This is a genomic window from Pseudomonas coleopterorum (genome assembly GCF_900105555.1).
Lineage (GTDB): Bacteria > Pseudomonadota > Gammaproteobacteria > Pseudomonadales > Pseudomonadaceae > Aquipseudomonas > Aquipseudomonas coleopterorum.
In genome coordinates this window covers 3,618,765-3,630,539 of sequence record NZ_FNTZ01000001.1, presented here as the reverse complement: position 1 = coordinate 3,630,539, position 11,775 = coordinate 3,618,765, and the positions used below count along the sequence as shown (strand labels likewise).

Here is an 11,775-nt window from a genome sequence, read left to right as displayed (position 1 = left end):
GATATGGTAAAGCAAAAACGCATGGGCCAACACCGCAGGGGCCGTCGTCAAAGTGTTCCCAAGCAGTGACTTACACCGTCGACCATTTTTTCGTCGGGCGCAGCCGCCAATCTCTCATTCTTTGCTCGGCGCCCGGCCATCACCATGCCGCACGCGCCACGTCCTTCCACGCGGGCGCACAGACTCAGAGGAAGACATGAACGTCGTTACGCGCACTGCTCTACTTGCCACGCTGCTCACCTCGACTGCCACGGCAGTCGCTGCTGCATCGGTGGACATAACGGTCACAGGATCGATCGTGCCGGGAGGCTGTACCCCCACCCTGAGCAACGCGCTTTTCGATCACGGACGGCTGTATACCCGTGATCTGCTGGCCGCTGCACCCACCGTCCTGCAGGACCGTGCCCGCACCACAACCTTGAACATAAACTGCGAGGCCGCTACCGCTTATGCGCTTCGTGCCGTGGACAATCGGGCCGATTCAGTCCTGGAAAACACCGATGGCAGCCGTTTCGGGCTGGGCTTGACCAGCAAGAACGAGAAAATCGGCTCTTACCGGCTGCGTATCGACCCCGAGGGCTCGACTCTGGATGGCAAGCCGGTGCTGCTGCTGATCGGCAGCGCTTCGGGCAATGCCTGGTCTACTGCCGAGCAGCGTGTGCGCAGCCTGCGCAATAATGGCCAGCTCATCGGACTGGCCAGCAAGCATGTCGATGGCGGCGGACCCATGCCAGCGAAGGACGCCGTGCTGACCCTGGTGTCCTACTTGACCATCGCGCCAACCGACAGCCTCACGTTGGATGCCGAAGTGCCCCTGGCAGGTGCCGCTACCCTCGAGTTGTTCTACTTGTAGGAAAATCGAGGCTCAGCAAGATCGGTCTTGTACGAAAAAATTCGACTTCCTTCAGAAATTTCCTCTTTCAACAGTGAAATTTCCCCTCCAGTGTCAAAGAGCGTAGTCGGCCTGCGTGCCGGTGCGCTCATCAGACAGTGAGGGAAACCATCATGCATCCTACCGCTCGAACACTGGCTATCGTGCTGGCGCTGGGCTTGGCCACGTCGGCTTTCTGCGCTTCCACCGTGGATATTCAAGTCACCGGAACACTTGTGCCTAGCGCCTGTACACCCGTTCTGAGTGTCAGCACGCTGCACTTCGGTACGGTGAGCTCGGCTGACCTGCACCCCGAGCGTCCCACCGCATTGATCGAGCACGCACCGACGCTGACGGTTCAGTGCGGTACTCCGACTCTGTATGGTTTGCGCCTGGTGGATAATCGCGCCGGTTCAGCTTACGGCCCGGGGGTTGAAGGCCGACTGGGTATGGGGCGCACGGCGGCGGATGAGCAGATCGGTGCGTATCATCTGGACGTCGATCCCGAACGTTCGACAATCGACGGTCGTCGTGTGTTTCTCAGTCTGGGCGATCGCACCGGGAACCTGTGGGGCACGTCGACTGCCCAGCCCATGGCGCTGCCCACCAGCGGGAGCCTGTTGGGACTGGTCGACCGGGCCGGCGTCGACACTGGCGCCGTGGCGGTGCAGGTGGCTCAACTGGGTATCCGCGCCCATGGGCTTATCGCCCCTGCGCGCGGTCTGACCCTGACCGATGCCGTGCCCTTGGATGGGCATGTCACTATCGAGCTGGTCTACCTGTGAACACGCCCTACAGGTAAATGATCTCCAAGGTGGCCGAGCCATCGATCGCGGTGTCCTGATGTATGTCCAACCCGCTGGCAGGCGCCAGATGCAGTTCGACAGTCAACGGCAGAGACACCCCCGCCCAGGCCCCGGGAGCGGCGCCTGATGTCGATTGCCTCCCCAGCGCGGTGGGTTGGCCGTCGTTGCGCAGCAAACCTGCAGGATCCGGTTGCCAGGTCTGCCCCGAAGCGTCTCCCAGCAAAGGGTAGGCGCTGCTGCCGTCACGACCGATGCCTGCGCTCAGTCGAGCAGTGAAACCGCCCAGGGCTTGCCCGTCAGCCGTGCGGCCGATGCCGAACAAGGTTGGGACGGCAGCCAACAGCTGATCGCTGACGGAGCCGGCACGGTTATCCAGCGCCCGGATGGCGAAACGGGTCGGCGCATCGCAGTCCACATCCAACGTCGTCCGTCGGCTGAACGTGGTGACCGATTCGCGCTGCAGCTCTCCCACGCCGATCCGGCCGAAGTTCATGTTGGCACTGCCTGCCAGGGTCGGCCGGCATGCCGCCGGAGCGAACGCTGCGCGCACCAGAAGTGGCTTTTGTTGACCGACACTATCGAAACTGCCGCTGGCAGTCAGCTCATGGGCGTCGCTGGCGGCCAGTAGGGTTGGCGCGAGCGCGGCCTGCAGTTCAATCTGTGCGTGCAGGCGTTTGCCCTTGACCGCGCTGCCGTTACGCATGGGTTGCAGTGGCTGGTCATTTTCCATCGACGGCGTCTCGGCGCCAGTCGAGACCTTCGGCGCAAAGGTGGTCGCCTGGCGCCACTGTACGGGTTGATCGTCGATCGACGCTTGCAACACGCGCAGACGGTAAGTGCCTTGCTGGCCCAAGGCAAAACCCCGGGTCGAAGGTTGGCTTGCCCGATAGATCAGCGTCAGATCCTGCTCGGTTTCGCACAGTATGTTCAGGCTGAGTTGGCGGGGCGGCAGCTGCAGTTCACCGGACGCCATTTGCAACGTGGTGCGATTGAACTGACCCAGGTCGATGTCGGCCGGGCTGAGCGACAGGCTGCATCCCTGCGCAAATGCCTGCAACGGTGTGGCCACGGCTGTGGCCATCAGCGCTGCCAGGAAGGTGCAACGGCTCATGATTCGCTCTCCTCGACCCGGCACTGCGCCACGGTCTGCTCGTAATACGCGTTGGTATCGACGCTGGCCGGCAATTGGAACTGCAATCGACACGGTTGCTCGTCTACCGTGCGGCTCCACAGATGCGGATTCGCATGGGCATTGGGTACGAAGACCGCACCGTCTTCCTGTACCAACGTCACCAGTTGGCCCTGCGCATCGGTGACGCCCGTGCCGCGGTTGAGGCGCCGTCCGGCTTCGTCCTGCACCTGGAGCAGCAGACGACGTGTGACCTCCACACCAAACGTGATCCGCGGCACGGCGCCCCGCGCAGCCTGCAGGGTGGCGGCCCCCTGGTGCACGTCTACGTTGCGTGGCAATGAGGCGGTGGCCACCTGCACGTTGCTGCGACCGAACGGAGCCAGTTGCGGCAGTACGGCGCGGCCCTTGCGGTCGGTCCATACGCTGCCGCCAGGCGTATCGATCTGCACACCGGCGACATTTTCCAGCGTCAGCAAGCCGAAGGTGTCCTGCAACGGATAGGGCGACAGGGTGACGCCGTCTTCGTGCAGCACCACGGCGCCCCGCGCAGCGCCGCTGTAGCCATGGCTGCCGCGACCGTAGCTGGCATAGCCGACGTCCAGTTGACTGGCCTGGGTCAGCCGCGAGATGCCACCGTTGTAGCTCAATTCCCCCGTATGGCTGGCCCGCTCCGCGGCGACTCGGTACTGGGTGCGCTCGTCCCAGCGGCCCTGCACACCGCTGCCCAAGCGCACGCCGGTGGCATCGCGGCGGGCGGTCGAGCGCCAGTTCACACCCTCACCCAAGGGCAGGCTGGCACTCATGTACAGGGCATTGCCCAGACCACCGTCGCCAGCTACTTGCCATTGCCCGGTGGCGGTCAGCGACACGGGACCGAGCCGTCGCCCCCAGTTGACTTGAGCCCGACTGGCGCGTTGCCCATCGAAGGCTGTGGTAGTGGACCACGTGGCGCTCAGGCTGCCCGTCCAGGGGTGGGTCCAAGTCAGGCCCAATGCGTACTGGTCGCGCAGGCGGCTGCTCCGCTCGCCGGGCTGATGCCACGCGCTGTCGATCAATTCTCGATAGCCGACCGTCTGCCGGCCGGCACTGAGCAGGGCCGACCAGCGATCGCCAAGCTGCTGGTTGAGGCTGAAACTGCCCTGCAGCCCACGGTCGTCCGATTCACTGGTGTGTGCCGCCTGCATCAGGCCTTGCACGCGCGAACCGGGCCAGGGTTCCAGGTTCAATCCAGCGCCGCCAGCGTTGTAGCCCTGAGCGACGAGGGCGCCACCGCTGACACTGGCGGCCGGGGCGAGCGGATAGCTGGCCCCCGCACTCAATACCCAAGGCTCCCGCGCATTGCGACCGCTGTCGCGCAACTGGCCGATGCCCAGAGCAAAGCCCCGTGCAGGCAAGTCCAGGCCCAAAGCAGCCGCCAGGACAGTAAAGGTGCGACGTTCACCATCGGCCTCTATCACGGTGACTTCCAGGTCTCTGCGGCGATCCAGTTGAGGAATATTGCTCAACTCGAAGGGACCGGCCGGTACCACGGTGGAATAGATCAGCACACCGCCCTGGCGAACGTCCACGCGCGCCTGGGTGGCGGCAATGCCCTGCACCTGAGCGCCACTGACGCTGGCACCGAGCGCCGGTTCGCTCATCCACTGTGCGCCGGTGACGCGCGCCCCGGCGAGCACTGGGTTGCTCAGGTTGATCTGACCCAACTGCAGCATCGCCTGCCGCTCGCTGAAGGTGCGCTGCGCATAGGCCTCCATGTGTTGCAGGGTCGCCTTGCCCTGCACCGAGCTGTAGAACTGACGGCTGCGCAGGATCCAGTCGCCGGCATTGACCCCAGCTTCGGTATTGGCCGAAAGAAACCGGCTGCGTTGGCCGTCGAACTGGTTGTAGAGGCCCTGCACGTCATAGTTGAGCAAGCCGGCCGCCCCGCCTCGAGTGAAGGCCGAATGGTCGGCCGATGCAGTGCGCAAGGCAGGTGCAGGTACCAACAGCCGCACTTCACCGGCTTGGGGTAGCAGTTCGATCAGGGTCTGCGGAAATTGCTCGATGAACTCGCCGCAGCCTGACCCGGTATCGACCAGGTCCCCGGCGTCGCGCACGGCCTGGTCGATACACAGGGCGCCTGCGGTATCGAAGGCGGCATGGACAACGCCTCGGGGCTGACCGTTGACCCACAGTCGCACAGCGTGCACGCCTTCTGTAAAGCGCGCGGTCTGGCTCAAGTAGGCGGCCAAGTCCGGATCGATACCACGCAGGCGCAGGGTTTCGCTGTCGAAACTCGTTGCGCTTGCAGTCTGGGTGTACAGCGCCAACGTCACTGCGGACAAGGTGCTACCAATGAGCGCCTTCATCAAGGCGCGCCCTGATTCAGCGTCGCCTGATGCGTACCTACGGCAAAACCGTACACCGTGGCCGGGGTAAACAGGACCTGCCCATCGGCGACGGCCAGCGCCTTGCCGGGCAGGGTCAGCCGATCACCGGGCAATACGTAGCTGCGGGGCAGCTGCCAAGGGGTCTTGCTCGGCAGGCTGTGCACTTCCTGTGACAGACGCACGACATAGGGAGTGGGGTTGGATACCGTCAGCTGGCTGTCCTGCAGGGACCAGTGCAGGCCCTTCCAAGGCTCGGCGTTCTTCGCCAAACCTTTGGGGTGAAGGATCACCGGCAGGTTCTGCCGTACGTTCACCGACACCCGTGCCTCGCCGGGTTTGCCGGGCTGGCTGTTCTGCGCCAGCCCCTCGAAGATGACTCTTTTCAGGCGTTGGGTGGTGAGCGGCTCGGGGTTGGACAGGATGAAGCGCACCAGCTGTGATTCACCTGCCTCGACCCGCGCGATGGGGGGAGTCACGAACAACAGCGACGCCTTGTCTTCGGGGACGTGCTCCAGCGTGACGTGCAGCAGCGCAGGATGCTGATCGCTGTTGGTCACTTTTATGGCAGCTTCGGCTTCGCCTTCGTAAACGATGACCACCGAGGTTTCCGGAATCATGCCGTCGGCATGGATTTCAGGACTGCAGGTCAGCAACGCTGTGATGCCCAGGTACGCATACAAAACGTGGTTGCGGCGGTTCATCGGTTTCTCCAGACAGGGAACGCAACAGGCAGGTACGACCACGCCTTCCTCGACACCGCAGTGCCGGGAAGATCGTGTGGGGGGGAAGGGCGGCAGTACTCTAAAAGCAATCCGCCCGTTCTCGGCTCGGACCCTTCAGCAAGTGCAGGGCGAAAAGATTGCAAGCGACGTAGGACGTATCTGCGCCAGGCTTTGCCGACAAAGAAACTACCGCAACGCGGTGTCGTTACAGGTACACGAGTTCGATGGTGGCGGCACCGTCGAGGGCGACTTCGTCGGTCAGGGTCAGCCCTTTGGCCGCAGCGATGACCAGATAGGATTTGAGTGCGAAAGTGGCATCCTTGATCGGCAGCGGTTGCGAAAGTGGCCCTGCTGTATCGGTGAACCCCAACAGTTCGCCGTAGTTACGAATACCTTTCTCACCCAGGGCTGCGCTGCTCCATGTGGTGCCCGAAGCATTCCCCACGGAAATAAACGCTGGTTTGCCGTCAATCAGCGATTCGCGCGGGTAAATTTCCAGAAAGTGCGCACCGATCTTCTCTCCGTTGGGCGTCAGGCCCAGCCCATAGGGCGTCATGTACCAGTTGTTTCCGACGGTATCTGCACGATTGTCGATCCCACGGATTCCGTACACCGTAGCAGCCGTGCAATTGACGCTCAGGGTGGCAACCTTCTTGTTCTCGGTGAAACCTGTTGGCCCATCCATGTTGAGGTCGCTCTTCGATATCTTGCCGTGGTGGAAATCGCTGGCAGAGAGCGATGGGGTGCAAGCGGCCGGTACGATCGAGCCGGTGACACTCAAATCAACGGTTGAAGCCGCCATTGCGGTCGGGAGTGCTGCCAGCAGCGTGGTGCCGATAAGCAGCCGGGATATAAGGGTCATGTTGGTTTCCAGATTGGTTAATGGTGGTTGCACATCGCAACACCGCCAACTCTAGAAGCCGCTGAACAGCCCGTAAGTGAGCCGATTCAGAAGTTTGCCGTGAAACTTCCTAGCTGATTTCCACAGCCAAACAGGAATCCTCCTCACCGTAGGAGCGGTCCGCGGCCGCGAAAGGCGTACCGCGGTGAACCAGAAACAGCGCGGTGCGGCTTTCGCGGCCACGGATCGGTCCTACACAGGTGTCGGTCAATTTTTCTGCGCGATCCAGATGGTATGACGGGTGCCCTTGTTGCCGTGGGCGAACACTTGCACTTCTTCGGCCTTGAAGCCGGCCTTGCGCAGTTTGTCGCTGAACTGCCGGTCGGCGCTGGCGGACCATACGGCGAGCACGCCCTTGGGCCGCAGTGCCTTGGCGCAGACATTGAGGCCGCCGGCCGAGTACAGCCAGCTGTTGGCCTTCTGGGTCAGGCCTTCGGGACCGTTGTCGACGTCCAGCATGATGGCATCGAAGCCGGCCGGCTCGGCCTGCAGGACCTTGGCCACGTCCTCCATGCGGATGACGGTGCGCGGATCGGCCAGCGGGTTGCCGGCCTTCTCACCCAGTGGGCCGCGATTCCATTCGACCACGCCCGGGACCAGCTCGGCGACCACCACCTCGGCGGTCTTGCCCAGGTGCTTGAGTGCCGACGCCAACGTGAAGCCCATGCCCAGCCCGCCGATCAGCACCCGCGAGTTCGGCCGCCCGGCCACCTTGCGGCAGGGGATCTCGGCCAGGGCGTCTTCGGAACCGTGCATGCGGGTGTTCATCAGTTGGCCGCCGTCACCGCCCTGGATCTTGATGACGAAGTCTTCGCCGTACTCGAACAGGCAGAGCGCACCGCCGTTGTCGGGGATCGGTGTGGTGTCGAGCAGTACGAAACGTTTCATCGGTCAATCTCGGAGGGAGGACAAGGGGGTGCCATGGTAGTAGCCTGTGTCATCGGAACAGGCAGTCTGGCCTTGGGGTGTTCAATGAAGTTGCGCAGTGTATCGGTCTTTGCATGTGTTGCCCTGTGTGCCGGTGTGGTATCGGCCTCGTCGCTGCCGCCGGGTTCGCCGGGTACACCCACGCCAACGCCCTATCCACAGGTCACCGTGCCGCCCACCCACGGCGGCGAAGGCATGACCGGATCGCCGCCCTTGCTGCCGCCTATTCCGTTGCCCGCACCACCCAGGGCCGACAACGTGCCCGAACCTGTCCGCCAGGATACCCCGCCCACCCCGGTCAAACCCAAATCCCCCGGTGGTTGATCGCGTTTTTCCTGACCGACCGCATTCACCGCCGACGCGGCTCGCGCCGCTGCTACAGGGGTTTGCGCATGCCGCATGAACCGCCGCGTTCCCGTAGGCCCGCCGCGTCCGGCATACCACGGTCCCTGTAGCAGCGGCGTAAGCCGCGTCCAGGCTCACCGCGTTTCCTCAGGCACACCGCATCAAGATTGCTTGGCTGTCCCCAGGGCCTTGAGGACGAAGGCGTATTCGAGAGCCACGTCGCGCAGCCCCTGATAACGGCCACTCATGCCGCCATGCCCGGCGCCCAGTTCGGTCTTGAGCAGCAGCAGGTTCTTGTCGGTCTTGCACGCCCGCAGGCGCGCCACCCACTTCGCGGCTTCCCAATACTGCACACGGCTGTCGTTGTACCCGGCGATCACCAACAGGTGCGGATACGCCTGGGCCGTGACGTTCTCATAGGGCGCATACGCCTTGATCCGCGCATGCACCTCGGGCTCCTGCGGGTTGCCCCACTCGTCGTACTCGGTCACCGTCAACGGCAGGTCGGGGTCGAGCATGGTGTTGAGCACATCGACGAACGGCACCTCGGCCACCGCTGCCTGGAAGAGCTCCGGCCGCTGGTTCAACACGGCGCCGATCAACAGCCCACCCGCGCTGCCACCGCTGATCACCAACTGCTCGGCGCGGGTCAAACCCTGCTCGATCACGTGTTCGGCACAGGCAATGAAATCGCTGAAGGTGTTGCCCTTGTGTTCCTGCTTGCCAGCGCGATACCACGCCTCACCCAGTTCGCCGCCGCCGCGCACATGGGCGATGGCGAAGGCGATGCCACGGTCCAGCAGGCTCAACCGTGCGTGGGAAAACCACGGGTCCAGGCTCTCGCCATAGGCACCGTAGCCGTAAAGGTACAGCGGCGTGGGCTGGCCGGCGAAGGCCTTCTTCACCACCAGGCTGATCGGCACCTGGGTGCCGTCCGCGGCGGTGGCCCAGAGCCGTTGGCTGACATAGTCGTCGGCATCGAACGCGCCCAGCACCGGGGTCTGCTTGAGCACCACCTGTGCGCCGTCGCGCAGGCTCAACTGGCGCACCTGCCCAGGCCGATTGAGCGCCTCGTAGCGCAAGCGGATCTGCTCGCTGGCGAACTCCAGGCTGTCGGAAACGTACAGGCTGTACGCGGCATCAGGCAGTTGCACCGGATACGGCGCCTGTCCCTGGGCATGCACTTCGATGATCGGCAGGCCGCGCGCACGCAGGCTCAAGGTGAAGGCTGTGGCATTGAGAGTCACGCCTTCGAGCATCACCTCGTCACGGTGCGCGATCAGCGTTTGCCACTGCTCGCGGGTCGGCGCCATGCCGTTGTCGGCTGCCTGGTACAGGGCGAAATTGATGCCTTCCTGATTGCTGCGGATGAACCAGGTCCAGGCACCGTCGAGCTGGCCGTGATCGGGGTAGTACTCATGGTGCTCGACCCGTGGCGCCAGGCAGGCGAAATCACCGTTGGGCCGCTCGGCATCCAGCACCCAGGCCTCACTGGTGGTCTTGCTGTTGAGCAGCAGGATCAACTGGCGCTCGGAACTGGCGCGGTAGCAATGCAGGAAGAAACGCCCGTCGAGCTCCTCGAAGACCTGCTCGGCACCTTCGCTGCCCAAGGTGTGGCGGTGCAGCCGATAGGGGCGGTGGGTCTCGTCCAGCTCGCCGAAGAACAGCGTCTGGCTGTCGTTGGCCCAGGTCATGCTGCCGTCGCAGTCATCGAAAGGCAACTCGACCACGGCCTCGCTGGCCAGCTCCTTGACGAACAGCCGGTAGACCTCGTCGCCGCTGGTGTCCAGGCTGTAGGCCAGACGCCGGTGGTCGGGGCTGACGTTGAACGCGCCCATGGACAGGAAGCCGCCGTCTGCCAGCACGTTGGGGTCCAGCAACAATTGCTCGGAGTGCTCGTCGACCTGGCTCGAGCCATCGGCCGGACGCGCGCAGCGATAATGGCGCGGGTACTCGTCACCCGCCGTGGTGCGGGTGTAGTACAACCAAGGGCCCCAAGGGGAGGCGAGGGACAGGTCGGTTTCGCGAATGCGCCCCTTGATCTCCTCGAACAACTGCTCGCGCAGCTCGGCCTGGTCGGCGAGTTGCGCTTCCTGCCAGGCATTCTCGGCCTTGAGGTGGTCGAGCACGTCGGCGCGGTCGCGTACCTGCAGCCAGGCGTAGGGATCGGCGCCGGGAGCGACGTGGGCGATAGGGGCGGCGGTTGGCTGGGACATGAGCGGCTCTCTTGGCGCAGGCGGTGACGGCACGTGCCGGTGGGCACGACAACAGGAGCGCCTGGCAGGCGAAAAGCCGTTATCATAAGCGCCTATTTGCCTGCCATGCCACGGACACCATGACCGAGAACGACTATTTCCTCGCCTGGGGTATCTACGCCTTCGCCGCCTTGGGCTGCATTCTGGTGTGGTTTCGCATCACCCGCTGGATGTGGCGTTATCTGCGCGAGCCACTTCGCCTGCTGGGCGTGGTGCTGTTGTTGACGCCCACGGTGGTCGACCCCGCCCGCGACCTGCTGGCCCCGGCCGTCGCCATCAGCACGCTGGAACTGCTGTTCAAGATGGGCGGCAGCGCCTGGGGCGCGATTTCCGATCTGACCATGGCGGCGGTGATCGCCCTTGGCGTGTACGTGATCTTCGCCCTGGTGCGCCTGCCGTTCCTGCGCAAGGCCGAGGCGCGCCGTCGGGCGCAAGTCCAGGCCCAGGCGGACGTTGCCGCGCAACGCGATGACGATGGCGAAGCGCTCGCGCAGCGCGTCGACGACCGCGAGCAACGCCACGTCCCGCCACCGCGGGAAAACCTGCGTGTCGAACCGCGCATCTGAATCCACGCCCATCGTCTCGAGTGCCGTGCATGTGTGAACTTCTGGGCATGAGTGCCAACGTACCGACCGATATCGTTTTCAGCTTCACCGGCCTGATGCAGCGCGGCGGCCGTACCGGGCCGCACCGCGACGGCTGGGGCATCGCCTTCTATGAAGGCCGTGGCCTGCGCCTGTTCCAGGACCCGACCGCCAGCAGCGAATCGGAAGTGGCGCAGTTGGTGCAACGCTATCCGATCAAAAGCGAAGTGGTCATCGGCCACATTCGTCAGGCCAACGTCGGCAAGGTCTGCCTGGCCAATACTCACCCGTTCGTGCGTGAGCTGTGGGGGCGCAACTGGTGCTTCGCCCACAACGGCCAACTGGCCGGTTTCGACCCCCGCGCCGATTTCTACCGCCCGGTGGGCGACACCGACAGCGAGGCGGCCTTCTGCGATCTGCTCAACCGCGTGCGTGACGCCTTTCCCGAGCCGGTCGAGTTCGAACGGCTGCTGCCCATCCTCGTGCAGGCGTGCGAGCAGTACCGTGGGCAAGGCGTGTTCAACTGCCTGCTCAGCGACGGCGACTGGCTGTTCTGCTTCTGTTCGACCAAGCTGGTGCACATTACCCGGCGGGCACCTTTCGGCCCGGCACGGCTCAAAGACGTGGACGTGATCGTGGATTTCCAGGCCGAAACCACGCCTGACGATGTGGTGACGGTGATCGCCACCGAACCCCTCACCGAGAACGAAACCTGGAACCGTTACGAGCCCGGCAATTGGGGCCTGTGGCGCCAGGGTGAATGCGTGGCCACCGGGCAGGCGCAACCCGCCTAGCCTGCCTGTTTGCCTGGAACGACCGACAAGAAGCACTGTGGCAATGCCACCCTAGACCGAGAGAATGTT

The 11,775-nt window shown here is 64.0% G+C and carries 11 protein-coding genes; 5 read left to right on the top strand and 6 right to left on the bottom strand.

Annotated elements, in window-relative coordinates; all coding sequences use genetic code 11:
• Positions 1 to 196 precede the first annotated feature (196 nt).
• Both BLV18_RS16250 and BLV18_RS16245 read left to right on the top strand, forming a co-directional pair.
• Positions 197 to 853 carry a DUF1120 domain-containing protein gene (locus BLV18_RS16250; RefSeq protein WP_090360013.1) on the top strand — a complete coding sequence of 219 codons (657 nt, stop codon included), beginning with the start codon at positions 197 to 199 and terminating at the stop codon, positions 851 to 853.
• A gap of 152 nt (positions 854 to 1,005) precedes the next feature.
• Positions 1,006 to 1,656, top strand: a complete 651-nt coding sequence (locus tag BLV18_RS16245) for a DUF1120 domain-containing protein (protein WP_090360010.1) — start codon at positions 1,006 to 1,008, stop codon at positions 1,654 to 1,656.
• A gap of 7 nt (positions 1,657 to 1,663) precedes the next feature.
• Here BLV18_RS16245 and BLV18_RS16240 read toward each other — a convergent pair whose 3' ends face one another.
• The 5 genes from BLV18_RS16240 to BLV18_RS16220 form a co-directional block, all read right to left on the bottom strand.
• Complete coding sequence (locus tag BLV18_RS16240) at positions 1,664 to 2,788, bottom strand: DUF1120 domain-containing protein (protein WP_090360007.1); 1,125 nt, start codon at positions 2,786 to 2,788, stop codon at positions 1,664 to 1,666.
• Positions 2,785 to 5,157 (bottom strand): fimbria/pilus outer membrane usher protein, encoded by a 2,373-nt coding sequence (locus BLV18_RS16235; RefSeq protein WP_090360005.1) that lies wholly within the window; start codon positions 5,155 to 5,157, stop codon positions 2,785 to 2,787. The genes BLV18_RS16240 and BLV18_RS16235 overlap by 4 nt, the downstream gene beginning before the upstream one ends.
• Positions 5,157 to 5,879, bottom strand: a complete 723-nt coding sequence (locus tag BLV18_RS16230) for a fimbria/pilus chaperone family protein (protein WP_090360002.1) — start codon at positions 5,877 to 5,879, stop codon at positions 5,157 to 5,159. The genes BLV18_RS16235 and BLV18_RS16230 overlap by 1 nt, the downstream gene beginning before the upstream one ends.
• Positions 5,880 to 6,105: 226 nt before the next feature.
• Positions 6,106 to 6,762, bottom strand: coding sequence for a DUF1120 domain-containing protein (locus BLV18_RS16225; protein WP_090359999.1), 657 nt, complete (start codon positions 6,760 to 6,762; stop codon positions 6,106 to 6,108).
• Between the two features lie 246 nt (positions 6,763 to 7,008).
• Positions 7,009 to 7,689, bottom strand: a complete 681-nt coding sequence (locus BLV18_RS16220; protein WP_090359996.1) for a spermidine synthase — start codon at positions 7,687 to 7,689, stop codon at positions 7,009 to 7,011.
• An 84-nt stretch (positions 7,690 to 7,773) separates the two neighbouring features.
• Between BLV18_RS16220 and BLV18_RS16215 the strand changes: the two genes are divergently transcribed.
• A complete protein-coding gene (locus BLV18_RS16215; RefSeq protein WP_244156877.1) occupies positions 7,774 to 8,052 on the top strand; it encodes a hypothetical protein in 279 nt (92 codons plus the stop codon).
• 182 nt (positions 8,053 to 8,234) lie between these two features.
• Here BLV18_RS16215 and BLV18_RS16210 read toward each other — a convergent pair whose 3' ends face one another.
• Positions 8,235 to 10,289, bottom strand: a complete 2,055-nt coding sequence (locus BLV18_RS16210; protein ID WP_090359992.1) for a S9 family peptidase — start codon at positions 10,287 to 10,289, stop codon at positions 8,235 to 8,237.
• A 119-nt stretch (positions 10,290 to 10,408) separates the two neighbouring features.
• Here BLV18_RS16210 and BLV18_RS16205 point away from each other — a divergent pair, with 119 nt between their 5' ends.
• Together BLV18_RS16205 and BLV18_RS16200 are read left to right on the top strand one after the other, a co-directional pair.
• Positions 10,409 to 10,894: an MFS transporter gene (locus tag BLV18_RS16205; protein ID WP_244156876.1), complete on the top strand. Its 486-nt coding sequence runs from the start codon at positions 10,409 to 10,411 to the stop codon at positions 10,892 to 10,894.
• Positions 10,895 to 10,923: 29 nt separating this feature from the next.
• Positions 10,924 to 11,706, top strand: a complete 783-nt coding sequence (locus tag BLV18_RS16200; protein ID WP_049862470.1) for a class II glutamine amidotransferase — start codon at positions 10,924 to 10,926, stop codon at positions 11,704 to 11,706.
• The last annotated feature ends 69 nt before the right edge of the window (positions 11,707 to 11,775 follow it).

What these genes read in the sequence shown, in the direction of transcription:
- BLV18_RS16250 (WP_090360013.1), top strand. Translation starts at nt 197, where the DNA reads ATGAACGTCGTTACGCGCACTGCTCTACTTGCCACGCTGCTCACCTCG.
- BLV18_RS16245 (WP_090360010.1), top strand. Translation starts at nt 1,006, where the DNA reads ATGCATCCTACCGCTCGAACACTGGCTATCGTGCTGGCGCTGGGCTTG.
- BLV18_RS16240 (WP_090360007.1), bottom strand. Translation starts at nt 2,788, where the DNA reads ATGAGCCGTTGCACCTTCCTGGCAGCGCTGATGGCCACAGCCGTGGCC.
- BLV18_RS16235 (WP_090360005.1), bottom strand. Translation starts at nt 5,157, where the DNA reads ATGAAGGCGCTCATTGGTAGCACCTTGTCCGCAGTGACGTTGGCGCTG.
- BLV18_RS16230 (WP_090360002.1), bottom strand. Translation starts at nt 5,879, where the DNA reads ATGAACCGCCGCAACCACGTTTTGTATGCGTACCTGGGCATCACAGCG.
- BLV18_RS16225 (WP_090359999.1), bottom strand. Translation starts at nt 6,762, where the DNA reads ATGACCCTTATATCCCGGCTGCTTATCGGCACCACGCTGCTGGCAGCA.
- BLV18_RS16220 (WP_090359996.1), bottom strand. Translation starts at nt 7,689, where the DNA reads ATGAAACGTTTCGTACTGCTCGACACCACACCGATCCCCGACAACGGC.
- BLV18_RS16215 (WP_244156877.1), top strand. Translation starts at nt 7,774, where the DNA reads ATGAAGTTGCGCAGTGTATCGGTCTTTGCATGTGTTGCCCTGTGTGCC.
- BLV18_RS16210 (WP_090359992.1), bottom strand. Translation starts at nt 10,289, where the DNA reads ATGTCCCAGCCAACCGCCGCCCCTATCGCCCACGTCGCTCCCGGCGCC.
- BLV18_RS16205 (WP_244156876.1), top strand. Translation starts at nt 10,409, where the DNA reads ATGACCGAGAACGACTATTTCCTCGCCTGGGGTATCTACGCCTTCGCC.
- BLV18_RS16200 (WP_049862470.1), top strand. Translation starts at nt 10,924, where the DNA reads ATGTGTGAACTTCTGGGCATGAGTGCCAACGTACCGACCGATATCGTT.